Raw genomic sequence first — 26364 nt, 5'->3', positions numbered from 1 at the left:
ATTGGCAATCCGTTAACGAAACCGTGACCGATTCCTCTACCGTCTTCTCAAATTGCTTTAAGTCGTCACAAAGGATTTCTTCTGCTTGCTCTTGGCTAATACACATGCCTTTTTTGACAAGGGGGTGCCCCGCATTGCTGGTGTGGCCATAACCAATCGTCCAGACACATGCCGTATCTCGATATGCCTCTAAACGTAAACCTTCCCATTGTTTGATAAGCTCTAATCCTTCTTTCGATATCTTTCTCATCTGACGCTCCATAAAAAAAGCCCCACAAAAGTGGGGCGGCATAAAAATGTTTTCTTATGATCTCTATTGGCTATGCTCTTTGATCAGCTGCTCGACTTCTTCAACACGAAAGCCAAGTTGAAAAAGCGGCGCATATTCGCTTTCCTGTAATTCATACTGACAACGCTTTTCTACAAAATCACCATTTGAATCAAACGGCATGGTTGTTGTTAGACAAACCTTATGCGTGTCATCTTCAATCCCCTCTTCTCCTTCACTTAGCTCCTTGACTAAAATCCAATAAAAACGCGTCTCTAAAAGAACCTCTAACCTCCTTACGGTTTCAGCCTTATCAAAGGAAAGCATATTCATATAATCTTCTTTGCTATTTAAATGCTCTGGATAATCTATCATCTACCCCTCCTAAATAAAATGCCGTGGATAACTACAGCCACGGGCGCCAGCCGATTCATAAATGGCATTCCGTATAATGATTGCACGCAGATGTGGATTGATATTCGTAGTATCTGACCAGTCTCCACCAGCCAACAATGCATACATATCTTTTTTAAACTGTACATTTGGTGAGGTTCCAGTTACCGTTTGCATGAAACAAACATCTTTCACAAATTGCCAAACATAACCGCAACCATCTTCACAACCGATATGCGAAACCATCCGTATATTTGCCGTATTCTTATAACCTCCAGAATGTTTTGGTGAAGGTGCTTTTTTGCCTTGAATCCCACCACCTTCATTGCTTCCATACATCGCGGAGGCAAATTCTGTATTATTGAGCAAAGCCTTCTTAACACGCAGCATATCGGATATGTGATCTGTTTGTAGACGGTTCGTCGTAATAGGAACATTATACGCCGAGCGGGTATTGTGACCCGTCCCTGACTGAAGATAAATATCCACCCAAAGATCTGTAGAGGGGTCATAAACCATTCCTTCTGGTGAACTATGCGGGCGGTGATTGAGACACCAAACTGAATTGGGTAAAATATCCCCTGCTCTATAACCAGACAATGGGTGACCGGAAATCGTACCAACATCCGCACAGAGCGTATGAAACCCTCCTATCTTTCGCGAATTACTCACTGTGTAATTCCTTGGATACGTAGAGTTTTCTGATAAAACAAGTTTATGAGACTGTCCTCCATCAGAAACCAAATAAACATAATAATCTTTGCCCACCGAAAGAGGAGGAACGCTTATTCTTGTATCTGCCGTATAACTTGCAACTAAAATATCATTGCCTAATGCCAAGGTTATGCGTGTTCCTTTTTTCAAGGTTAATTCCGCTTTGCCTTTCGCAACAAGAAACGGTGTGGAAATTGAAAGAACCGTTAAATTGGACTGTTTCAGTAAATTGTTTACCTCTTCCGCTAGCACTTTTGTCTGTGAAGCTACTGTATGGGCTGTTGTTGCCGTTGCTAGGGAACTTTTGATACCTCCAAGCTCTTGCTTCGTCGTATCGGCTGTTGTTTTAGCTTCTTCTGCTGTCCTTTTCGCTCTATCAGCTACTTCTTTGGCTTTTTCGGCTTCGCTCTTGGCTTGATAGGCTTGTGAATCTGCTGTCTCAGCTTTTTTCTTGGCTTCATCTGAGTACATCCGTGCTAAACTTGCTATAGTCTTAGCATTATCTGCTGTTTCATTCGCGTCGTAAGCTTTACTCCACGCTTCATTTGCTGTTTTTTCTGCCTTTTCTGCCTGACTACGCGCTTGCTCCGCGTCATGTCTTGCATAACCAGCAGACTCCTTGGCTTCCTTGGCTATTTTTTGTGCCTCTTCCGCTTCTTCCTCTAAAGACGCGGCTTTTTTACCCGCTGTTTCGGCTGCCCTCTGCGCCTCTCCTGCTATATATTTTGCATTACTAGCTATTTCCTTGGCTTTTTCTACTTCATTCTTGGCTTCATACGCTCGGTCATCGGCTTTCTCCGCTATTTTCTTGGCTTCTTCGCCTGCCATTTCTGCTAATCTTGCTATAGTCTTAGCGTTATTGGCTGCTTCATTCGCGTCGTAAGCTTTACTCCACGCTTCATTTGCTGTTTTTTCTGCCTTTTCTGCCTGACTACGCGCTTGCTCCGCATCATGCTTGGCATAACCTGCTGTCTGTTTGGCTTCTTTCGCTATCTTTTCAGCTTCACCCGCTACTGTCTCTACCTGTGATGCCTTCTTTTGTGCACCATCAGCTACCTTCTTTGCCTCGTCCGCTGTCGACTTCGCACTATTGGCTAATTGTTTTAGACCATCCAAAGCACCTTTCGTTTCTTCTGCTACCTTCTCTGCTGCTTCCGCTTTACTCTTTGCTGCTGTAGCTATACCCTTCAACGCTTCTGCATCAACCTGCCCTGCCGTCTCTCCTGAACGCACCGCAGACTCTGCTACCGCTTTCGCTTCAGAAGCTAATTTTGTAGCCTCCTCTGCATTCTGTTGAGCTTGATGAGCTGTCGCTGTTGCACTATCCGCTGCACTCTTGGCTTCTTCTGCTGTGGTCCTCGCTGTATTCGCCACCCTAACAGCGCTTTCTGATGCTACTTTAGCTTCCTTAGCTACGCTTTCTGCTGTTGCTGTCGCTGTCGCTACCGATTGTTTTACTTCCTCCACTAAACCTTTTGCCTCAACAGCTGTCGTTTTACTTTCATTGGCTAACGTTGCTGCCTGATCTGCTACTTTCTTCGCTTCAGCGGCTTGAGACAGTGCTTCTGAAGCATCTTGTTGCGCTGTTGATGTCTCTAACGCCTGTTTTGCTTCTTGCACCATAGTCTTGGCTTCAGAAGCTGTAACTGTCGCATCATCTGCCTTCTTTTCGGCTCTTGCGGCTTTCTCTTCTGCCGTCTCTGCTGTGCTCTTAGCTTCTTGCGAAAGGACATGAGCATCCTCTGCTTTATTCTTCGCTTCCACCGCTGTGTCTTTTACACTATCCGCTAACTGCTTTGCATTATTCGCTAACGTTTCTGCTAAATGTGCTGTCGTCTTAACTTCTTCAACCAATTGTTTGGCTTCACCAGCTTTAGTCTTGGCTTGTGTAGCAACGTCTTCTATTGTTAAAGCCCTCTGCTCTACTCCTTCTGCTGTCCTTTTGGCTCCCTCAGCTGTATTCTTGACATGATCAACCGATTGCTTAAGACCATGAGCTACCGACAGGGCTTTAGACGCCGTTTCTTTTGCATCACCGGCTACCGAAGAGGCTCTATCAGCTGTCATCTTGGCTTCAGAAGCTGTCGTGAGAGCTTGCCCACTGTTCGTTGCTGCTGTTTCTGCAACATTCTTCACCTCGCCCATCACCTGCTTGGCATCATCAAAAGCGCTCTTGGTTTGTTCGGAAAGTGTTTTTGCATCTCCTGCCGTTGCCTTGGCTTCTCTTGCCTCTGTCAAAGCTGTCTCTACTGTGCTTTGAACTTGTGTCACTCTTTGAGAGCTTTCCGTGACCGTTGTCGCCACTCTATCAGCTGCACCTTTAGTATCATCCGCAATACGCTTGGCTTCTTGCGCTAACCTCTCAGCCGCTTCTGACTTCATCTTGGCATCTTCTGAAGAGGTTTTCGATACCTCTGCTGTTGTCTTGGCGGCATTGGATACTGTTAATGCCGTATTTGCCTGCTCTAAAGCTGTCTCTGCTGTCGTCTTGGCTTCAGAAGCTACAGTAACTGAACTCGCTGCTGTGTCTGCTATAGTTTTCGCTTGATCTGCTGTTTGTTGCGCCCCATTCGCACGCGCCATGGCTTTTTCTGCTTCTTGCCTTGCATTAACAACCTGCTCTAACGGCGCAAAGGTTTCATACGAATACAAAGATGCCGTCCCTAAAAGCTTCGGAACAACAACGCTGTCTTGAGAAGTTCCTGCTATCATTTCTTCTCTCGTCGCGACTGGTATCAAATATTCATGTTCATGATCGGGTATCTTCATCTGCTTTATTCCTTCATTTAGAGGGCTTCATCCAATGAACACTCTTTCAAATCTTCAAACTCTTCTCTTAAGATCTCTAAGCGCTTCTCTAAATCTTTCAGTGAACCATCAAGCTCCGTTTTCAAAGCTGCTTTCAGTAAATCAAAAACGCCATTAAGCGGCGCATGTACAAATACTTCCCCCGAATACAAAACGACCCGTACTTGAGACGGGTCGCTAATCTCTGATATCGCAAACGGTTTTAATGACATTTCAACTCCTCATGTCTTGATCCCATAAACTACACTCACATTAACGGGGCGCGTTTCAACCCCACCAACCCTCTCTGCCATAAGGTGATGTTCATGATGCTCTCTGTCATTCAGACCTTCTGTTATAGGCGTTGAATAATATAAAAAATTAGCAAAGGGGCTCCTGATAAACCAAGGTAAACGCGGAGGCTTATCTTTTTCTGTAAACCAAAAGGGAGTCTCTACCTGTGGACTTCCTGTTATTTGGTCAAATTCTTGATTACACCTTTCCAAGGCATCCCCACTCAAACCTACACACTCTTCGTCTATAGCTCTCTTTCGCCTTGTCACGGGCGCTTCAGAAGAAGAAACATCTCGTTTTTTTCGAGAAGAAAGACCTTCTGATGACGCCGGACCTATAAAATGTTCGTGCGCTTTTAAAGAACTTGGTTGTATACTTGCAAAAGAACGCCAAGGGTCTAAATTGCGTTCATTATCAAGTCCTCGTAAAAATAGCCCCCGAAAATCGGGAACATTAAACGTCGCAACGCCATCTCCTTCTCCCCACGTCGTTCCTATGACACAAAATAAGTCCCAATAGACAAGCCGCGGATAAGCCTTCCCATCACATGGCAACCAACCATCCGGCAAGCGCTCCATTGCAAACGGTCCTATCAGACCAGTGGGTAAGCGTTTTAAGGAAGAAACTTTGCCCCTTGTCGGATTGAGAACTTGCCAACCCGTAAGCTCTTCATCATACACAAGCCTATAAAGACAGCCATCTTGTATCTCTCCTCCCGATAAGGCTAATAAACCGGTTTCTGTCGCCTTATAAACGGGCTTACCGGCTAAATTATTTAAAGCAATTGTTGTCGCCCCAACATTCTTGCCCTTCGCTTTAAAACAAACCGATATGCCATTCTTATACTCTAAAAATGCCGATTGGCTTAGAAGCCTTATCACGCTCGTCTTTTGGTTATTATCAACCGTCACAATCCCTTCAAGCACACCCCCCGTATCCGATAAATACTCACTTACCCGTTGCATCATAAAACGAGCGCTATTATTAACCGTGTTAGGGTGCTGTCCCTCTGACCAATTAATCAAAGCATCAGCACCACCATTCTCAGATGCCGTTAAAGACCAATCATAAATCGTGGACATCTGAACCTCACGTCTTGATTCCAAATACAACACTTATATTAATCGGACGCGTCTCACTTACACCTGAACTTGCCAATGCAACATCACGCATGTGAAGGTGGGAATGGGGAAAGGCGAGCTTATGGTGCACACGTATATCCTCTGCTCTCACGCCCAAACGTTCAGCAAGCTTCAACCTTTGCTGTTCATTCAACACATATCCCCAGATGATCGTCATATCACCATGCCAACTCTCTTCCTGATTTTCATCATTCAAAATCGTAAAGGATTGACCACTATGATCATGCTTTCTCATAGCGTCATTTTGTAAAGTGCCAAGATAACGAAAGCGGTCTATCTCGCGGTCATCATCAACACCTCGTAAAAAAACACCACGCAAATCGGGAACATTAAACTTCGTCCAACTATCAGCGCCTCCCCACCTGATCCCTATCGCTTCATAAAGAGCAGGATAATCACTACGCAAATAAGCCTTCCCATCACAGGGTAACCAGTCCTCTGGCAAAACTTGCATTCCAAAAATTCCTATCGTCCCTGTCGGATAAATGGAAATAACCGGTTCTTGTGATAAAGAGAGAGGCGTAGGATTTAAAACTTGCCAAGCATGATCCCTATAAACCAAGCTATAAATACATCCCCTTTGAAGCTCGCCCCCCGATAAAGCACGGATACCTAATTCCGTTGCCTTGTAAACAGGTTTAGCGGCTAAATCATTCAAGGCAATTGCGGTTTCCCCAACATTCTTACCTTTCGCTTTAAAACAAACTGATATCCCATTCTTATACTCTAAAAATTGCGATTGGCTTTGAAGTCTTATCAACGTCGTCTGCTGTTCAGCATCAACCGTAAAAGTGCTTTCAATCACACCACTCGTATCGGATAAATATTCACGCACACGCTGCATCATCACACGAGCACTATTATTCAGACTACTAGGACGTTGTCCTTTTGACCAATCTATCAAATCATCACAATAGGCATTCAAGGAGGCATTTAAAGACCAATCATAGATCGTCGACATCTTACACCTCATGTCTTAATCGCAAACAGAACACTCACATTAACTGGACGCGTCTCGCCTTCACCAGTGCTCTCCAAAACAACCTCTTGGTTCTCATCAAGAGTATGAGAACTTACAATGTAGCCCCCTAAATTCTCACGCTCTATGCCCATAAAATTCGCTAGAGAGCTCCCCCCAAACAAGCCTAGACGATAGCCCAATACATCTGTCGTATTCCCATCCCAAAAGTTTTCGTTGCTGGTAAAATGAGACATCGAAAGGCTCTGTCCTTGATGTTGATGCGACTCGATTAAATCTGTTTGCACACTTGCAAAAGAACGCCCTTCATCAATATTGCGCCCTCCATCAAGCCCCCGTAAAAACATTCCTCGAAAATCGGGAACATTAAACGTCGTAACGCCATCCCCCTCTCCCCAAACCGTTCCTATCGTCTCAAATAAATCACGATAATCACGACGCAAATAAGCCTTCCCATCGCAAATTAACCAATCCTTTGGAATCCCACGCATTCCAAACGTTCCTATAAAACCCGTGGGATAAAGACTGCTTTCTTCTACTTCTAAGGGAATCGGGGTAGGATTAACAAGATGCCAATGATCTTCATTATAAAACAATGTATAAATGCACCCCTGTTGGATTTCGCCCCCTGATAAAAGCGATAAACCCGTTTCCGTTGCCTTATAAACCGGCTTGCCATCTAAAGCATTTAAGACAATCGTGGTCGCTCCAACATTCTTACCCGTCGCCATAAAGCGCAAAACGATACCATTCTTATACTCTAAAAACTGTGAAGTGCTTGCAAGTCTTATCACACTCGTTTGTTGGACATGATCATTTGTCACAATGCCTTCAAGCTCTCCACCCGTGTCTGACAAGTATTCCTTTACGCGCTGCATCATCACACGGGCGCTCGTATTCACACTGCTAGGATGCTGTCCTTCAGACCAATCAATCAAATCATCTACGCGCGTATTATCCGCCGCTCTAAGCGACCAATCATAGATCGTTGACATCTCTCATAAATCCTAATTCCGGTAAAATGGTCCGTAAAACGCCCGCATGAATTGCGTCATCAAAGGATTATCATCATCACTCTCTTCTTCTTCCGAAGCTTCTTCTTGTGATGCTAATAATGCTCTTAAAACCTCTAACAAGTTGTCTCTATTTCTAATGCCACCATGCGCTGTAGGACTTGCTCTATGAGGCTGCCCACCATACATCTGTAATACACGGTTGACAAAATCACTTGCACGCATAGCGTTGTTTCCACCATTCAAGCCAACCGCATTGCTCCCAACAATTTGCGCCGCATTGGCATGGGGATTTTGCAAAAGACGCGCGGCTCCTCCTGCCCCTTGTTGATGTGCTAAATACAATTCCGCTTCACTAGGCGCTCTTCCCAACAGACGGCTTAAATGATTGCGATTATCAAGTGTCAACCGCCCCATGGCATCTGCCGCTTGCATGGGGTCAAAACGATCCTGCAAACCATATTGTTTGGCGGTGCTATCGATAAATTGATACAACCCACCAGCAGAAGAACGTGGATTCCTTGCATTCGGATTGCCTCCACTTTCAACTTGCGCAACACGGTATAAATAACTCTCTGGCAAACCATATCGCGCTGCTGCTTGCCGTATCGCTTGATTAACAGAAGGACTAGAACGGGTCATTTCGCATACTCTATTGAAGCACTAGGACCTAACCCTTTTGCTACAGCTCTAGAAACAATCTTCAAGCCTTCATCCGTTATCACACCGGCTTTATGCCACTTCAAAGCACTTTGAATCAATTTGGCAATTTCATTGCGCTCCATTCCTTTAACGCCAAAAGTTGCTAACTTCGCTATACCGCGCTCTAGCTCTTGTCTTGCTCGTAGCGCCTCTGGGGCATTTGGATGAAAAAATATGTTTCGTGCTAATTTTAAGCCTTGAGCTGGTATATCAGGAATACTATGTGGTACACGAACTCCATCAAAAAGAGAAAACTCAGGAGTGCCTTCAAATTTGCTAAAACCCTCTTTTGCTGCATCAGAATAGAATTGCTCCTGATCTACTGCCTTTTTAAAAGTAGAAAACCGTTCCGGTCCTATCATCCTTTTAAGATTCTCAGATGCAAGATTTTGTTTTAAAAGTTTAGAAAATTCATTAATAGGGTCATCATTTTTTCTGAGTAAATCATCTAATGCATCTCTCATGCCCATCTGATAGGTATTATTTTGTTTTGTCCAATTCCCTTTAGAAAGATTTTCCTGAACTGCATCCCTTTCAAAACTCTTTTCAAGCTTTGTTCCAAGAGCTTGTCTACCTTCCTCAAAGCTATCTGCAAAGTTTTTGAATTTTGCCGCACTACCGCGTGCTGCTTTGTACGTAGGAGAGATTTCGTCCATTATTTTTACCAAATTTTGTTTGAGGACTTCATATCCTAAAATCTTTTGGTTATCACCATGTTTCTTACTTTTTTCGATTAAATCATCAAGAGACTGCTTAGTTTGATCTAATAACTCTATCGTAGGTTTATAGGTTATACTGCTAAATCTTCTATCATAAAACCTTCTAGGATTTATACTGAGAGGGTGTTCCTCTAAAGTATTGACAGCTTCTTTAAGAGCTTTTTGAAACCCTTTATTTTCAAAAAGTTTATTAAGAGCCGGATAATACTCTCGTCCTATCGGCGTTTGCCTTGCTTGTTCATAGAGATGATCATGAGCCTCTTTTCCTTGCCGTTTAAGTGTCCTGCTTAAAATATCGCTATGCTGGTATGGAACAATCGTCTGCTCCATCATATCATCAAGACGTTGAACAGAACCGCCTAATCTTTTCTCATGCGCTTGTTTCAAGAGATTATAAACATCTTCATTTGTTTTAGACGCATTCCACAAAGTCTGTCGTAGTTTTTCATTAATATCTGTCAAAAATACTTCCTGAGGTTCTGAGCTAAGACGTTCCGTGATCTTTTGGGTTTTATTATCGTAAAGTTGCTTGGCAACTTCTCGCAAAGCTTTATTTGAAACCTCTTTACGAGCAGGATTAAAATAATTCCTCACGACAGGAGGTGACTTTAAAGCATTTCCTAAACTACGAACTGCCTTAGAAATACCCATACCTCCTAAAGCAGCAACCGGCGTCAAAACTGCCCCACCAACACCACCGGCTAATGCCGAATTCACCGTATCATTGTAACCTTTTCCTGCACCAGAACCATGTAAAGCTCCAGAACCTGCCCCAACAATAGCTCCCCTACCTAAACTTCCTAAAGTCGAGCCTGCTCGCAAAAAATTTAATGCGGGAATACCCAAAGATGCTAATGTTGGTAAAATCGAACCAGCAATATAAGCACCAGAAGACAACCATGGATATTTCTCTTCCAAGGCTTTTTGGTAAGCGCGTTCCTTGGCTACTCTTCTGTTATAAACCTCTACTGCTTTCTTATCACCACGCCAATAATCCGTAAAACCTGCTTCATTCGCCGCTTGTATCTCATCACTGTACCCTGCTGTAAGACCAGATGTACCATGGCTTCTAACAGCATCCCACCACGTAAGATCTTTATCATCAAATGCAAAATCTTTGAATGTTTCTTGAGTATTTGGAATATCTTGAACTGGACCAATTACTTTATATTTCCTAGCCCACTCAGGGAGACGTGATTTATCATAATCCTTAAGTTCAGGATAATTTGTTTCCTTTTGAACATCTTCAGCAATACCAATAACCTTATACTTTCTAGCCCATTCAGGAAGAAGTGACTTATCATAATTCTTAAGTTCAGACATGAAACACAACCTATTTTCTTATAGTCATTCTTTTACCATCGGCATCAATAACAATAAAATCTGCTCCTTTCGGTAAGGCTTCAATTTCTTCTGCACTTTTTACTACAGGCGCATTTGCACTATGTCCTTGCTGTGGAGCTTTAGAATGCGACTGTGAGGTAACCTTATCAACACTCTCTTGCGTTAATTCAATGCTGCTGTCTTCTAGCAATTTCAATACGTCTAATTTCATCTTAGCCAAAATCTGATGGATTTTTTTCAACCTAAACAAGAGCTCTTTATGACCCAAGTCGTACTTTATCTCTCCTAAATAGCTCTTTAAGATATCAAGCTCTCTTTCTGTAAGGTTACCAAAACCAGAAGCACCATTGCGTGAATACCGTCTCATCGTTTCTAAACGGTCAATACCTATACGGTTTTTAATGGAATCAAGCAGTGAACGCATATCACGGTGTTGAGGAATCTTAAAAGAAGCTTGCCAATCAGCAAGATTTCCCGTAGCCCAATCACCATTCTCTTCTATATAATTCATAAAACGTTCAATGTCATGGAGTGTATTACTACTGATAGCTTCACTATTTTTAAGATCTATTGTTTCTCGTAGGCGGTCCATTTCTTCTTTAGATCTAGCATCATAACCGCCGTTCACTTTTTGTAATAGAAAAGCATTCAATGCATCTTTATTCCCAGCCATGAACCGCGCTTCTTCTTCGCTATAGCCTTTGGACTTTAGATACTCGACAGTCTGATTAACCTGCCCTCTTTCCTTATCTCCTTCATTAAGATGCTTCACACCACTTGCAAGCGCATCCCATCCAGAACCATCTGTGGGTGCTGCCGCCATACCTGCAAAAAGATCTTTGAGCTTCTGATACGCATCTGATTGAAAAAACTTATAAGTATTGGACTGTAAAAATTTCTCTGCATCTGTCAGTTCAGGAGTCGGTGTTGGGGAAGCGGGTGCTAATGGTTGCGTTTGTTCATTAACATGAGGTTTTAGTTCTTGTGGAGTACTCTCTAGTGCATTTGGCATGGGTGGATGTTGATCAAATCCAAGAGGCATTTCCGCTTTAGGAGCCGTATAGGGCATAAATGGTCCATATGGATTCAGACTATTCTGTAAATAGGGGTTGGATGGGGCTTGTGCTTTCTCTGGTGTCATCATACTTTCAATGCCTGACATTCCAGTCATAAATAGAGAGGTTTTGGGGTACTTTGTTATGAAATTCCCCACGGGGTTCTTTGTTATTAATTGTCCCAATCTATTCGCCCCTGTAACCGCTTTAGGAGCAAGATACCTAAAAACATGAGGCGCAGCTCTCGCAGCCATCAAACCTGCAAAAGATAATGGAAATAATATTGGAAATGCCATCACACTCTCCTACAAAACTATTCTTTAATTATTCTCCAGAGCTTTCTTTTGATTCATGTAATTTAAAAAAAACTTGGATGCTCCTCCTGCCAACGCTGCTCCCATTGGACCACCTGCCATATAACCAAAAGCCATCGGTGCGGCTTGAAGTGCCAGAGAACCTATAGCCCCTACATTTTTCCACGGATTATTGCCCTCTATCTTAGAGATTATATGATTATTCGTCGTCGTGCCGTAATTCCTTGCAAAGCCATGACCGGCGTTCATAAGCATATTCAACCTATTCCAGCCGCTATTGTCTTGTTCCAGCCAACGTTCACGATTGGCATCAACAAGGCGTTGATTGTAGTCATTAAGAACAGATGACCCCTGCAACATATTCGAATATGCGTTATTATAAGAGGGGAATAAGTTGCCTATCATGCCTAAGCGGTTCTCATTCAGTTGATCAATCATCGAATTGGCTTGCATCATATGCTGTAAATCTCTATCACGCTGGCGATACTTGATACGAGCTAATTCATCATTAAGCCCCCTCTGTAACTCATTGTTATGCGCACTAGAGCCATAAAGACCACTCCCTAAAAACTGTCGATTAATACTATTTCTTATTTCACTTAAGCCCTCTTTAAGTTCCTCATCAAATTGAGAATTCGGTCCCATCAAACCACCAGATGCAATCCAGTTAAGGTTTCTCGCAGACGATGTTGGAGTATTCATCAAATGATTCATATAATTCTGATACTGATGAGGAATAGCTCCAAGACCTCCAATTGCTTGATAAGTTGGAGCACTTAAAGGTGCAACACGAGGTCCCCCATAAACATTACCACCCATCCCTGTGTCATACATGTTATACGCATCTGCACCCCCACGCTTAAAGACATTCTGCATCCAAGTAGGAGGGGCGCTTGTCTGCACCTGCTTCTGTTCTGTCGTTGCTGGTCTACTGCTCCCCATGTCACAATTCCTTCCTATAATAAAGCATACCTATGCTATAGCCTTGCTTGGTTAGTGCACGCTTCCAACCTAAACGACCCAAGATCTCCATTTCAGAAGCACCATTCTCACGCGCCCAATCCTCTACAAATTTCAAATTATCAACTTGATCAAGAACGCCCTTCCCACTACATTCACAAATCAGTGCGCGCTTCTTTCCTAAAACTGTCTGCTGTATCTGGGTCGTGAATGCCGCTAAAAAGCGCTCGTCGTCATCCAAAACAAGCCATAACTGTTTCTTGCCACTGCAAATCGCTTCAATCAGTTCCTGCAACGTGATTTCATGTTTGAAACGCTCTACATACTCTCTAAAGGATGCAATGATGTCTTCCAGATAAGGCGCTATACGCTCCATATCCCAAGACGTGGTCAAAAAGACTTTTGCCATTACCCTCTGCCTAAAGGACGTAAATCCACATTAAATCCTGTGATTTGGTTCCAATGAATGCCTTCAGGAATACGCAATTTAAAGCGGTGATAACGATTGCGCGAACGACCGTGATAAGCACCCGTGACATACGAACACACCCTCTCCTTGTGCCATATGATCGGCGTCTGATTATTGCGAAGCCGACGCTCTCCAATGCTTAAAAGACCTTCCGTTGTATCAACTTCGGCAAACATCTTCGTAATAAAGTTAAAACTTCCATCCGGTGCCCCCATCTCTTGTGAAACAACCGTTGCCTCCATCGGGGCTCCCGTAAACATAACAAGCCGATTGTTATCATCAAAAGCACCAAGCATTGGCGCGCCACTTTGCCAACGAGGGCTGTCTAAAGAAGCCGGCAATGCCTCAAGATTGATCGAAATCTCATCTAACTGTTCTAAAGTATAACCTGTCGTAAACACTGGAAAGAACGTGAAAGGCTTCCCTTGTAGCGTCGACCATTTCTGCAATCCCCAATCATAGACAAAGGTCGTTTGCTCGTTATTGCCTCTCTTTAAGGACCAGTAAATCCGGTTATCAATGGGGTCTATAACCCCTTGCATCTCATCAAGAGCAAACTTATCAAATGTTTTAAAAACCGTTCTATCAACCTTTTCAAAACCTATCGGTAAAAGTTGACCATCCAAACTCATCTGATAAAAACCACCATCACCTGCAAAAAAAGCATCACTCCCTCGACACGCTATAGAGGCTGCACTGCGCGCTCCACGCTTGTCTTGGATCTTTTGAAAAGCAAACGGGCTCTTGGAACCTAACGTCAAAGAACCAGCATAAATAGCAGAACGAAGAAAAATAAGGGGATTGGTTGTTTCTGTTGCCCCCTGAACGTATTCTCCATCTTGGAAATCCATATAACCACTAACATTATATTGAGTCTCCCATAGAGTTTCATCGCCTTCTCCAGACCAATGAATGCGATTGGGATTATCTGTCAATTGCATCAAACAAACAAAAGGTCCCCAAATTTTGACCAATCCCGCTTTCGGTGGATTTCCTTCTAAATCTTCAAACCGTTCAGAACTAAGGACCTTGAAAACTTGCGGTTTATCATTTTTATTCACCGCAATAACCATGTTTTTAAAAAGAGCAAACGACCATTTATTCTCTTCATTTGCTTGATAGGTCACACCACTTTGGCTAATGTCCTTCCAACCTTTGGTTTGACTATCATAACTGTAAAGCTTTTGCTTGCCTCCTACGATTATCTTAACACCATTGCCACTTCTAAAGGCGATTGAACCCAAGGGCTTTTCTTCCAAAGGATTAGAAACAACCATTGCACTAGGCATGGGTATGTAACCACCATCTGCCGGTAAAACATTCACAAGGCTATCCGTAAAACTGCCGTTGACAACCGCAACATCCGGTCTGTAATCGGCTATAGGAAAATAAACCATCTTAAAAATCCGTTGGTATTATTCTGGTCACGTTATGACGTTGAGACGTCTCTGCACGCAATTCATGCAACTGTTCGTTAAAGTCATTGTAAGCTGCCGTTGCACAATCGGGGTCTTTCAAGATATTCTTGTAAAGTTCGTATTTTGCACGCGCCTTAATCAAATCAAACGCGTGCACAAACCATGGGTGCTCCTCATCGACACTATCTATCTCTGATAAACGCAATGGAGAGAGAATGAGTTGAATTTGATAGGCTCTATCTGGCGTGGGATAAAGATGTAATTTCCTATCAAAATAACTGTAACAAACCGGCGTTCCTTGCTGCTCTGATGATAACAAAGGCTCTAAAGAAACATGGTCCTTACATTCCAAGGCAAACTTATGATGTTGATCAGAACTCAGATAAACGTTTTTGATTTTAACAGCTGTTTCAATAGGGCGGGTAGTGCTTGCATCATAAACACCTTGTCCCGCCCGTGTCTCAAACACCACATCACGGCTTTCGTTAAAGTAAAAGGTCTCCCGTTCACAAAAACGAATGGCTGCAAAAATGCTTTCTTGGATTTGATGAACATACTCATCGGCTATGTCATCAATCTCATCTTGAATGACCGACACTAAGTGCGAAAGTGTTCTCTTATGACGATAAACATCTCGCTTTACTGGTATCGGTCCTCCGGTCTTAACCCGAATATAATGACGTGTCATCAAAATACCTCTCAACGATTGGTCACGAATTGCACCACCACAACACACTCTCCAGCCGCGGTTGTTTTATCCCGTGTTGCATAAAGCGTAAGCTCTTGATCTTCTGGAACAAACTCTTTTTGGTTGGTTGATGTAAAATCTTGAGTGCTTTGGGTTTTGATGTCCTTTTCACTAAACTCATTACCACCATAGGTGCTACCTATCTTTAATTTCGCATCCGAAAACGCTGTCTTCACAAACGCTTTAATCGAAAGGATCATTGCACCACGTGGTAAAGTCCCGATTTTGCGTGTCAAATGCTTATCTTTATACGAGATATTCAAACGCAAAAAACTGACCTGATGTGTATGAAGATCTCTGCCGTGTAAGTGTCCTGTTACGCCATCTACCATGTCCTATTTCCTTTCCTCATCACTCAACTTCACCGCTGTAGGTGGGGATAACTATCGTTCCAAAATCTTGGGCTCCTTGTGCTCTTCCGGGCATTTGGAAACGCGTTTTCTTCATGCCCATAATTGTATGCACTCCAAAACCGTATTCGCGTTTGTAGTCGAAGGTTTCTTCTTCGATTTTATAGCGGGTCTTACCGTAATTCTTACCAAATGCCATAACGACACTTTGCGCTCCAAGCAAAACAGCACGGCGCACACCTTCAAGACGTGTACTATCCGTGGATTTAACACCATTGGTGACATGCTCTGATTCACGTAAAATCACACCGTTGTACATGCCTAGAGAACCATCAAAGATTGGGTTTTTGGAACGCGAACCGGTATAAGCGGCTTTCTGAATATCAAGCCATTGACCCGTCTCTGTATTGGTGCGCAATTGCGTTACCTGAATGGGATGCAAATACAACACATAAACACTCTCGCCATTCACACGAACCGGTCTAATTTTAGGATTCGCTAGCTTAGCGCACTGAACCGCTTCATCTATCAATTTAAGATTAAAGCTGTGTTTGGCTTTTTCTGTAAGATCTTCATCCTTGGTTTTTGCTTCTGGTCGCACAATGCGCTTATTGCTTGGAGCTAACGGTGCATTAAAGCCCCAAAAAAGAGGATCAAGATCAACCAGTTCTCCCTCAAAACGGAGCCTGTTAGCGGTATAACCGCAAGCATGAACGAAAAACATCAAACTCAAACGGTCCGCATACCAATCTGATAAACTGTTTTTGGCTTCTTCGCGCAAATTAAACAATGTGCGCTGATTATCAATAGTGCCTTCATTGGCAATTCTTGTTCCATGATAAAGTTCATTGATATACAGTTTATCATGAAGGAATTGGAGTGCCTCTTCATTGCCTTCAAGGGTTTCGCCCTCACTCACACCACGTCCTGATAACTGAGCTCGCAGACTAAATGTTACACAATCCCCTTTGCCTTTTTGCGTCTCTGTTTTCACCTGAATAATGCTATTGGAATCCTGCCCCATCAAAGGAGCAATGGGGGTTGCTTTGGAGACCTCCGCATCAAGTATTCTCGCCCATGTTTTTAACGCATGTGGATCATTAATCCCTATATGTGTTGTTGCCATTTATTTCACCTTTCTTTGCTATAAAAAAACCGGCTTAAAGCCGGAACACCAACCCGCACCAAAGGCGGCTTATTCTCTAAAAGTCTTTCACTTAATCTTCATCATCCGCACCACTCAATTTGCGTATAAGCACTCGGTTTTTTGGATTACTGTACCACGCTTGAAACTCTTTATCCGTCATAGCGTCCATCGTTTCCCATGAAAGTGGACCTGTACTTCCCCCTCCACCAGATGCCGTTAAGGTTCTCGCAGAATTCTGACGGCTTTGAAGTTCTGCAACTTGATTATTCGCTTGAACCCCTTGGTTCTGATAGCCAAGATTTTGCGCTATTCTATAAATCTCTTCTGCCGGATTGAGATCTCTTTGTGCACAAGTCGCTACAAGAGCATGCAATTGATCTCTTATAATCGCATCTATTGTGTTTTGTTGTCCATACTCAGGATAAAGTGATGACCAAGAACTCAATTCCTTTGCGCGTGCCTCATAAAGAAAATTTGCCGCGGCATCAAAATCACTGGATTTATTTTGAAACGACTTAACAGAATTATTAAAAAATTCACCAAGACGTATATCATGCTGCTGCCGTTCCTCAGCTTGTCTTAGCGCTTCTTTCTGTTCCCTAATATACGCATCCTGCTCTTGTAGCTTTTTTCCCATCCAACTCATATAGCCAATAATGTCTTGTGTAGGGTCTGGGGGTGCATTTTCACCTTCAACCATTGGCGTCTGGGATTGGGGTTCATAAAACTTTACAAGCGCTTCACGGGCTTGTTTGGCTTGTTGCTCCATACGCTGCTGTTCTATACTAGGAACAATCTCTGAAGGTTTTTCAACGGGCTGTGCAACCGGCTCTGGAGAGGTGACATCATCATTATCAATCGTTTCACCATCATAAGTGCCGGCATCAAAAGAGCTCTCATCATCAAAGACCGGTGCTCCAACTCTGTAATCTTCATTCATAGCTTCATTCATTTCTGCATTCATTCTTTCACCTTTCTCAACTATGCATACCTCTGTGTAATGCTATTCGCTCTCGCATAATCTGATTGTGTGCCTGATCATTGAGAAGCTTCTGCCGTTCAATCTCATAGCGTTGCTTCATCAGTTCTGCGTCTGTTTTTGCTCTCTCTTGATGCACAAAAAGATCAATCTGCTTTTGTTGCAAATCCATCTGATGCATCTGTGCTTTCGTCTCTAAGTCTTGTTGCTTTTCCTGCAACTTCATTTCCTGCTCGGGGTCCATCTGCTGTTGTTGTGCCATTTGTTGCTGTTGGAACTTCTCACTGACACGATTAAGCAATGACGCCGGCAATGGAGAATAACGAAGTAGATCAAGCATAATATCCGGCGTAATGGCATTTTGAAGCAATGGGAGCAGCTGTGTGATGATACCGAAGGTGCGCTCTTTCTCATTCGGGCTGGTTGGCGCATCATCGACAACAATGTCATACTCGACACTCGTTACTTCTTCACGCGTCAATGGAATATATTGCGCATTCTCTTCACCAGATATCCGTACCAAACGACCATCGGACAAGTAATTCTGTATCAAGTGCAAAATAATCTTACCTTGCCGCTTGCGGTACAAACGTAAACCATCAAACAGACAAGCAAGCAGATTTAAACTGGATTGGCGTCGTTGTGCTTCCAAAATACCCGCTTGTGTCACTTCTCTTGTGCCAATGAATTCGGGCGATAAACCCGTCACTTGATTAATTGCTTCCTTAGCTTCATTAAACAGTTGGAAAAAGCCCTCTGGAAATTGCGCAACAGGTTTGGGTTGGATCTTTCCTTGTGCAAGGGCGCCATCTTCAGCAACTAGCAACGCATCAGCCCGCGTCCAATCTTGCATAGCCTGCCTGATGTCCTTAAATGCCCCTTCCTCGACAATAAGCCCCCCTTTGGATTGGCTATTAAGGATATACATCACTTGACTGAAATATTTATTCGCCCACCGCTGAGGGTCTTTTGTAGGACGCACAACCCCATAAAATTGCCGTTCTATCTTGTCAAAATACCCCGTTATACACTCCCAACCCAATTGACCCGCTGGAACCATGGGTTGATCGGGGGATTCAAGCAACTTTCTCCCTAAAAAAGCACGTCTTACAACCTTTTTATTGAAAGCTGCCCCTTGGATATCGGGCATCATGCACTGTAGCTGCTTAAATTCTTCCTCGCTATAATCACGAAGTTCTCCAGTGCTTAAATCGGGCGCTTTGTAATACCTCTCGCTTTCAAACCAACGGCATTCAACAAGTGTTCAAGGCATTGATTTATAATCATAATCTAGCGTTATTCATATTGAATGAGAACCCTGAATAACGTAAGATTCTCTCATCTTAAATCTGTGTATCTTGAATCAATCAAAATCACTTGCTTGCACGTCACAAGCGGGGTTGATGTGTGGGTAAAAACTATAGCAGAAAGGAGTAAAAATGGTTCTTATGAATCGTCTTAATGCAAGGGCTGTCGCAACATTGGGAGCTGGCAAATATAATGATGGTGCCGGCTTGCTTCTCCATAAGCGTAAAGATGGTGGTGCTCAATGGCTTTATCGTTATACCATTCATGGGCGGCGTCGCGAAATGGGCTTGGGTGCTTTAAGAGATGTCTCTTTAAAACAAGCCCGTGAATTGGCAACTGGGTGGCGGGCTGTTTTACGTGAAGGGCGTGACCCTATTAAAGAACGTAATAAACAAAAGCGTGAGGCAATAAGCAATCTCCATTACTTAAAAGATATTGCACTAGATACTTTTGAAACTCGTAAAGCTGAATTAAAAGGTGATGGTAAAAATGGTAAATGGTTTACACCTTTACGCCTTCATATTCTCCCTAAATTAGGCTGTTTACCCGTTTCAGAGATTACGCAAACAGAGATACGCAATACCCTTGCTCCCATTTGGCATACAAAGGCTGTAATTGCTCGAACAGCATTGATACGTCTTAATCTTTGTCTCAAACATGCGGCTGCATTAGGTGTAGATGTTGATTTACAAGCTGTAGAAAAAGCAAAAGCTCTCTTAGGAAAACAACGCCATAAGGTCACTAATAGACCAGCCATGGATTGGAGAGAGGTTCCGGCTTTTTATAAAACACTCTGTGAAGCATCAACCATAACACAACTGGCTTTGCGTTTGCTTATTCTGACAGGTGTTCGTACCAATCCTTTGCGTCATATTCGTGAAGATCAGATTGAAGATGATATCTGGACAATCCCTGCTGAAAATATGAAAGGCAAGCGTGATACAACAAAAGAATTTCGCGTGCCTTTATCAACTGAAGCATTAGACATTTTAAAACAAGCACGATTGCTTTCTCGTAATGATTTCTTTTTTTCTGCTAAAGGTCGCGGTCCCCTCGCTGAGAAGTGTATGGCTCAATATATGAGAGACAATAAACTTGAAGCCTGCCCGCATGGTTTTCGCTCTAGTTTACGCGATTGGCTAGCAGAAACAACCGATGCTCCCTATGAGGTCGCTGAAACTATTCTAAGTCATACAGTAGGAGGACAAGTAGAACGTGCCTATCGTCGCACTGACTATCTAGAACAGCGCCGTGTTTATATGGATAAATGGGCGGCTTATGTCACGGGTCAATCTTAAGATATGGGGTGAATAACCCCATTATCTGTGGATAACTTTAGCTCTCTTCTCTCTCATTCTCTCTCAATAAGAGTCATAAATTATCACATCAGAAATTATATGATAAAATATTGTTTTCTATAAATAAAATACCTTCAAAAATGAACCAAAATGTGGTTAATAAATAGTTATGATTTGTTACCATTTTTTGATAGAAAGGATTTTAATATGACAGAAAATGATATTCTTTTAACAGACCGTGAAAGTGCAAAATTGCTTCATATGAGTGTTTCAACATTCCGCCGTCATGTAACCAATGGCTCTTTACCAAAACCTTTAAAATTTGGTTTTTTATCGCGTTGGTTACAATCAGATCTTTTGAATGTAATCGAACAAGCAAAACAGCAACGTTATAACGACGCGGCATAAAAAGAAAACCTTGTCACGTAAGGATGGACAAGGCTTTCTCTGCTGAAGCAAGACTTAAGGCTGGCATTCAAGTTGTTCTGAATGTTTTTTACAATAAGGGCTATTTAAGCGTCTCTCAACACTTCGCTGAGGCATGACAGCACCAGGACGACATATGGGAAGGTTGTCCGATTTATGATTTTCACACCAATCTTGTATTGTAAAGCTAGGGCGAAAACCTGATTGCGCCATACACATTTCAATACTGGCAAATTGATTCAAATCTAGCGCCACAACCTTATTAAGGTCCGGTACTCCACATTCTAAAAGTATTTTATTTCTCCATAATGCTGGAGAAAGTGAGGGAATTGAGTTAACACATCCAGTGATACTTAACAGAGCTATACAACTCAATAGTTTTAAGATTTTCTTCATTATTCCCCTCTTTCAATGGATTTATTTACAATAAAAAAGCTCATAAGCCTGTTGATATTTCCTGTCACCGCTGCTTAAAACAACGGTGAACAATATTGAGATGTTAGATTGAGAAAACAATCGCGCCATTCCAAGCGAAGGCAAGGATGGCGGATTGTTGATCATCACTTAAGATTGGCATTCATCCGCATTTTTATATTTTTTACAAAAAGGGCTGTTTAAGCGCTTTTCAACACTTCGTTTCGGAATGACCGCGCCTGGTCGACAAATGGGAAGGTTTTCCCTCCAATGATTCACACACCAAGATGGACCGCCATATCTGTCACGGAATCCTGCTTGAATCATACAAGCATAAATTGTTGCATTATCATTATTGCTGAGCTTTTGATTTTCAGCCTCAAGATAATTAAGATGTGGCATGCCACATTCTAATAAGGCTTTTCCTACCTCGGTAAAGTCTGCTCCTGGCTTGATCCACCCATATACTTCCCCTGGAGGAGATTTGTCCATATCACATCCAGTAATACTTAATAGAATGAGCAGGCTCAATAAGTTAAATCGTATTTTCATTTTTTGTTCCCTGTTCTCGTGGAATAAAATTTTATAAAATCAAATGAACCGTAATCATTTTTACACTTAGCACTTGCATCAGCATAACAATTATGGGTACTAGGATTATAGCCGATGATCGCTCCCCCCATCTCTCTGAGGGGTAGAATTAACGGATGTAATGAATCATATGGTTTGGAACGTACCCCATAAGCCGTAGGCCAATTGTAACCAATCACTGTACTAATGGGGTCTAACATATGACCTTGTATGTAGATATAATTTTTTTCGCCATCGCTTAGATAATCTACTGTATTGGCCATCGATTGCATGTGAGCAGCCGCTCCAACAAGATAGAAGTCTGTTTTCTTGGCTACACTGTGGATACCATGTTCTTGCAAGTCATTTGCTCCATTGCGTATTGTTAAGGTACCCCGGCTATGCCCACTAACAATAGCATTGTCATTGCCATAACGATAGATAAAATCTTGGAACTTCTTGGTCGAATTACTCAATCCCCAAGTGCTCCCCTCCCAAAACTTTTGATAATATGCTACCCCTAATTCTACCAGCACATCATCAGCTTGGGGAAAGTATGTAAAATAAAGGGGACCATTTTTATTAACAGCCAATTGGACAGCATTACCGGCTGCTTCATCTGGTGAATTAAAAATGCCATTGTAGAACATATAAACAGCACCATTAGGGCCTTTTTGTAAATGCTTTTCTTCCTCTGGCTTTAAAAAGTGATACAGAGTGATATATTTTCCATCACTGCCTTTTATAGGTTTTCCATTTTCATCGGTTAAATAGAGGACATTGCCATTTTCATCATGCGCAACCTCACCCACTGGATGGTCAACATAAAATGCCATTTTACGAACCCCATCCCATATATCAAACCATTCATCTACCCATTTATTTCTCATACCTAAACGATTACGCAATATATCCTCAAGCGGTGCGACATCTAGCTGTCCTACTGCTTGGTGTGCTGCTGCGGTGTTGCGGTTGAGAGAGCCAATGATTTGTCCAGCATCTTGCCCCATCGCCCTCTGTCCAGTTGTATCAGTAAGGATGATAGTCCCATCGCTGATAGCAGATTTGGTTTCCCCTTCTGCTGCATCCTTGGCTTTGCCGTGATTTAAAACATTCTTGGCAATGTTTTTTATCGTGTCATTCCCAGAAATGCTAAACCCATGGCTGCTGGCTTTAGCATGGGCACTGTTGCTGATATCACTGGTGGTAATGCTTCCAGTGGTCAGGCTGTTTTTATCTGCCGGCGCGGTGCTGGCAATGATGCCTCCGGTCAGCGTTGTTTTGTCTTTAACTATGATATTAAAGCCGCCATCACCCGCTTTGATGCCTGATTGCTCCACAACACTATGATAATCGCTAGAGGATTTATCCTTTTGGAAAGAGGCGCTCATGGAGCCCCCACCACCCTTTTGTCCAGCACCAAACCCAACAGAAACAGAGTTTTGCTTGCTGGAACTTTGTCCCGTATCACTGCGGCTGATAATGGCAAAATCACCCCCTACTTCCATTTCTACACGCTCTCCAGAAACCACGGCGCCTGCCAATGTGGTGTTTGCCCCACTCGTGGTATGAACAGTGCCGGTGCCTATAATATGGCTGTTTTTGTGTTGAACTTCCTCACTGGAACCTTCCCCTTGACTAAAAGAAGCACTACCCGTTGCCCCTGCGCCACCCGTGCCATAACCGGTGCCAACACTCATTGAAGAACTTTCACTGCTGTTTTGTGTGCTTTGCGTGTTTTGTGCACTTTCAAAGATGATATCTTTACCTGCTTCCATGGTGATCTTTCCGCTCTGTGCATCATTTTCCAGCACATAGATTGGATTGGTACCAGCGATAATATCAGCGCCAACACCATGAATGCTGCCTTTGTGGGCTTGCATGTTAACAGCGCGTCCGCCTTCTATGCTATCTGTCACCGCTGTGGAGACTTGAGAAGAGGCTTCTGTTTTCTCAGTTTTAAAGCCCACGGTTACACTGCCAGATGCACCAGCCATATTGGCAAGAGCATCCTTGGTGGAGCCCCCCAATCCTCCTAATGAGCTACTCAGTCCTTTGGTTACGTTCCCCTTTTCCCCCGTATTGCCAGTCAGCCAATTAACAAAGGTTTTGCCTTTACTATAAAGATGACTGATTTTCATGCCAGTCAGTATGCCATTAATAACTGTATTGTTACCATCCTTATTATTCATGTGATCTGCGGCATCTTTTAGTCCTTGTACCGTGCCAAGGACACCGATATCAACGGAAGTTGTCACACCAGCAAAAGACTTTTCATGTGTCTCTTTGCCGTTAGAGGTATCATAGCTTTCTGATAGGGTGATATTATTGCCGGCATCCATGTTGACATCACGATCCGCCGAAACAATGGCTGCTTGCATATTTACATCATTGTCAGCAGTAATCTGCACATCTTGGCGTGCCGTGATGTGTGATTGTGTGGAAGTGGTTTCCCATTGATCGCCCGTATCTTTGGCGCTTGCAATTCCAACACCTACAGAAGCACCGCTGTTGCTCTTTTCAAACTGAATGCCAAAGCCTGTACGTTCTTCCTTTGAGCTTGAGGAATGGCTATTATGACCAACAAGCACATTGACATCACGAGCTGCGGTAAGATTAACATTTTCCCCTGCAAGATCAGAGCCAACAATTTTCACATCTTTTTTCTTGGCAGTGATGTTGATATTGCCATCCGCATTGAGAGAAGAACCTTGATGCTCAAAACTCTCTTCATTTTCTGTCTTTCCCTCACTCCCGTATATCGACACAAAGCCCTTGCCTGATCCCACACCAAAACCTGTTTCATGCTCCTCTGAATGGCTTTTATGGTGATCTTGCATGCCATCAATCGTCACACTTTCTCCGCTCACATTGATATCTTGACCGGAAAGCAGATGAGAAGCAGAAATCTTGGCTTCTCCTTGTGCGTCTAACACGATGTTGCCCGTTGCCCCAAGGATAGAGGAGACCGTTGTGGTATGCGATTGAGATGTATCGGAAGATTTCTCATGCAAAAAGCCACTTGATGACGATTGTGCTTGCTGATCCAAGTGTTCTTGGGCGCCTTTGATGACAATCTTTCCCCCAGAGTGAATGGTAATATCCGCTTGTTTCTGATCTCCTGGTGCTTTCTCTCCTGACGTTTCCTCTGCCTTACCGGCTATGAGCGTCGAGGCTATAACTTCCGTGTTGTTGCCTGAGTCAATGGCAATGCCTTCACCCCCAGATATGAGTGAACCGGAAACTTGAGTAGCATCCATCTTGTTATGCTCAGATTTACTGCTACTAAACACCCCACCGTCTTTATGGTACGACATCTCATAATGTAAACTATCCTCTGCATTATTGATCAGGACATCGTTGCTGGCTTTCAGCCCTACCTTGCCATCAGCCGCAATGGAACTACCTGTGATAGTGAGATCATGCGGTTTGCCATCCTGCCCTGCAATGACCGTGGTATCACCTCCCGATTTTATCGAAGAGCCAACGGCATGAGAGGCTTGCATATCCACTTTCGTGTTTTTGCCCTGAAGATGATACTCCATCTCATCTTCTCTTACCCCTATTGTTATCTCCCCTTGGGCGCCAAGTCCAACATTGCCCTTGGCATCTATATCGGAAGCAGCAATATGGATATCGCCACCCGATAGAACAGTGGTCTCTTTTCCAGAACTTAAATGAGAGCCATTGTGTAAGGCAACATGAGATGTTTCACTCCCATTCTGATTGTCCATGCTGTTGCGTGTGGCATCAATCGAAACGTTTTCTTTTGCCTGTAAGGAAAGATTATCCTTTGTTTGAACATCAGAGCCTAAGATATTCAAATCTTTTCCAGAGGAAAGCGTTGTTGAGCCACCAGAGTTGACTTCTGATTTATGATGCATGGTAGCATCACCCTGCTCATCATGGTAATGGGTTTCTGCTGAACCGATCGTCAAGTTGCCTTGTTCTGTAGCCATGGCAAGATCATCCCCGGTAGTGATCCCCACCCCTGAGGCGGTGATATCTTGTTTAGCAATCACCGTTGCATTACCACCAGCAGAAAGCGCCTCGGTGTTTAAAACGGTCTCCACGCCGTCAACCGTTGTGCGCCCTGCATCTAAACGAATATTCTTCTCCGCAAGGATAACAGCATCCCCACCCGCCGCAAAATGCCCTCCTTGACTGAGGATATCCCCACCATGCACATGCAATTGGTGGTTTGCCGCAATCCGCCCTGAATTGATAATCGTTGAATTGCTCGTATTCTGGCTGGTGATATTGACATCATCGCCCATGATCAAAGCCCCAGCAGAAACAAAGGAGGCTCTGTCTTTTTCAGGGATGTAAAGCACCGGTGCGTAAACATCCATGCCCTTGACCTGTTGGCGCACATAAATCACCATCGGGGCTTCTAGGGACGCCAATTGTTCTTCACTCAAAGCCTCACCAAAGTGGAGATTGTGGGCTTTTGCATAGTCTGCCCCGACATCCAGCAAAGTTTTGACTTGTTCAATGGCATCACTTCCAGGAATAAAGGAACCTTTGCCCAAACCTTGACCCACCAGATCACG

22 protein-coding genes and 1 pseudogene are annotated in these 26364 nt (G+C 43.3%); 2 read left to right on the top strand and 21 right to left on the bottom strand.

Annotated features, from left to right (window positions below):
* The 18 genes and pseudogenes from PVV63_RS08705 to PVV63_RS08620 form a co-directional block, all read right to left on the bottom strand.
* On the bottom strand, positions 1–250 hold a 250-nt coding region (locus PVV63_RS08705; RefSeq protein WP_273791526.1), incomplete at its 3' end, for a lysozyme.
* A 63-nt stretch (positions 251–313) separates the two neighbouring features.
* Positions 314–643 (bottom strand): hypothetical protein, encoded by a 330-nt coding sequence (locus tag PVV63_RS08700; RefSeq protein WP_273791525.1) that lies wholly within the window; start codon positions 641–643, stop codon positions 314–316.
* 9 nt (positions 644–652) lie between these two features.
* Positions 653–4144 carry a hypothetical protein gene (locus PVV63_RS08695; RefSeq protein WP_273791524.1) on the bottom strand — a complete coding sequence of 1164 codons (3492 nt, stop codon included), beginning with the start codon at positions 4142–4144 and terminating at the stop codon, positions 653–655.
* A 17-nt stretch (positions 4145–4161) separates the two neighbouring features.
* Positions 4162–4395, bottom strand: coding sequence for a hypothetical protein (locus tag PVV63_RS08690; protein ID WP_273791523.1), 234 nt, complete (start codon positions 4393–4395; stop codon positions 4162–4164).
* Positions 4396–4404: 9 nt separating this feature from the next.
* The gene (locus tag PVV63_RS08685) at positions 4405–5538 is read right to left on the bottom strand and encodes a phage tail protein (RefSeq protein ID WP_273791522.1); all 1134 of its coding nucleotides are present in this window, start codon (positions 5536–5538) and stop codon (positions 4405–4407) included.
* Between the two features lie 7 nt (positions 5539–5545).
* Positions 5546–6559 (bottom strand): phage tail protein, encoded by a 1014-nt coding sequence (locus PVV63_RS08680; RefSeq protein WP_273791521.1) that lies wholly within the window; start codon positions 6557–6559, stop codon positions 5546–5548.
* 8 nt (positions 6560–6567) lie between these two features.
* Positions 6568–7572 (bottom strand): phage tail protein, encoded by a 1005-nt coding sequence (locus PVV63_RS08675; RefSeq protein ID WP_273791520.1) that lies wholly within the window; start codon positions 7570–7572, stop codon positions 6568–6570.
* A 12-nt stretch (positions 7573–7584) separates the two neighbouring features.
* Complete coding sequence (locus tag PVV63_RS08670) at positions 7585–8232, bottom strand: transglycosylase SLT domain-containing protein (protein WP_273791519.1); 648 nt, start codon at positions 8230–8232, stop codon at positions 7585–7587.
* Positions 8229–10334, bottom strand: coding sequence for a glycine zipper family protein (locus tag PVV63_RS08665; RefSeq protein WP_273791518.1), 2106 nt, complete (start codon positions 10332–10334; stop codon positions 8229–8231). Before PVV63_RS08665 ends, PVV63_RS08670 begins: the two co-directional genes overlap by 4 nt.
* Positions 10335–10344: 10 nt before the next feature.
* Positions 10345–11706, bottom strand: coding sequence for a hypothetical protein (locus PVV63_RS08660; RefSeq protein ID WP_273791517.1), 1362 nt, complete (start codon positions 11704–11706; stop codon positions 10345–10347).
* 24 nt (positions 11707–11730) lie between these two features.
* Positions 11731–12666, bottom strand: a complete 936-nt coding sequence (locus PVV63_RS08655; RefSeq protein ID WP_273791516.1) for a hypothetical protein — start codon at positions 12664–12666, stop codon at positions 11731–11733.
* 1 nt (position 12667) lies between these two features.
* A complete protein-coding gene (locus PVV63_RS08650) occupies positions 12668–13093 on the bottom strand; it encodes a hypothetical protein (RefSeq protein WP_273791515.1) in 426 nt (141 codons plus the stop codon).
* Positions 13093–14550, bottom strand: coding sequence for a hypothetical protein (locus tag PVV63_RS08645; RefSeq protein WP_273791514.1), 1458 nt, complete (start codon positions 14548–14550; stop codon positions 13093–13095). The genes PVV63_RS08650 and PVV63_RS08645 overlap by 1 nt, the downstream gene beginning before the upstream one ends.
* Before the next feature lies 1 nt (position 14551).
* Complete coding sequence (locus tag PVV63_RS08640) at positions 14552–15259, bottom strand: hypothetical protein (RefSeq protein ID WP_273791513.1); 708 nt, start codon at positions 15257–15259, stop codon at positions 14552–14554.
* An 11-nt stretch (positions 15260–15270) separates the two neighbouring features.
* Complete coding sequence (locus PVV63_RS08635) at positions 15271–15651, bottom strand: hypothetical protein (protein WP_273791512.1); 381 nt, start codon at positions 15649–15651, stop codon at positions 15271–15273.
* A gap of 19 nt (positions 15652–15670) precedes the next feature.
* The gene (locus PVV63_RS08630) at positions 15671–16795 is read right to left on the bottom strand and encodes a N4-gp56 family major capsid protein (protein WP_273791511.1); all 1125 of its coding nucleotides are present in this window, start codon (positions 16793–16795) and stop codon (positions 15671–15673) included.
* A gap of 91 nt (positions 16796–16886) precedes the next feature.
* Positions 16887–17780 (bottom strand): hypothetical protein, encoded by an 894-nt coding sequence (locus PVV63_RS08625; RefSeq protein WP_273791510.1) that lies wholly within the window; start codon positions 17778–17780, stop codon positions 16887–16889.
* 13 nt (positions 17781–17793) lie between these two features.
* Positions 17794–19059, bottom strand: a pseudogene (locus PVV63_RS08620) (phage portal protein); the annotation flags it as partial.
* Between the two features lie 175 nt (positions 19060–19234).
* On the opposite strand from PVV63_RS08620, the gene PVV63_RS08615 reads away from it, so the two are divergent.
* Both PVV63_RS08615 and PVV63_RS08610 read left to right on the top strand, forming a co-directional pair.
* Positions 19235–20401: a site-specific integrase gene (locus PVV63_RS08615; RefSeq protein ID WP_273791509.1), complete on the top strand. Its 1167-nt coding sequence runs from the start codon at positions 19235–19237 to the stop codon at positions 20399–20401.
* Between the two features lie 207 nt (positions 20402–20608).
* Complete coding sequence (locus PVV63_RS08610) at positions 20609–20809, top strand: AlpA family transcriptional regulator (protein WP_015856172.1); 201 nt, start codon at positions 20609–20611, stop codon at positions 20807–20809.
* A gap of 54 nt (positions 20810–20863) precedes the next feature.
* Here the strand turns inward: PVV63_RS08610 and PVV63_RS08605 are convergent, their stop codons facing one another.
* From PVV63_RS08605 to PVV63_RS08595, 3 genes are all read right to left on the bottom strand, one after another.
* Positions 20864–21223 carry a hypothetical protein gene (locus PVV63_RS08605; protein ID WP_273724680.1) on the bottom strand — a complete coding sequence of 120 codons (360 nt, stop codon included), beginning with the start codon at positions 21221–21223 and terminating at the stop codon, positions 20864–20866.
* Positions 21224–21391: 168 nt separating this feature from the next.
* Positions 21392–21793, bottom strand: coding sequence for a hypothetical protein (locus PVV63_RS08600; RefSeq protein WP_273791508.1), 402 nt, complete (start codon positions 21791–21793; stop codon positions 21392–21394).
* On the bottom strand, positions 21790–26364 hold a 4575-nt coding region (locus tag PVV63_RS08595), incomplete at its 5' end, for a hemagglutinin repeat-containing protein (RefSeq protein ID WP_273791507.1). The genes PVV63_RS08595 and PVV63_RS08600, both read right to left, overlap by 4 nt.

Source organism: Bartonella sp. CM31XJBT (assembly GCF_028618555.1).
Classification (GTDB): Bacteria; Pseudomonadota; Alphaproteobacteria; order Rhizobiales; family Rhizobiaceae; genus Bartonella.
Note: the sequence above shows the minus strand (reverse complement) of the source record. Positions and strands in the feature narration are given on the sequence as shown.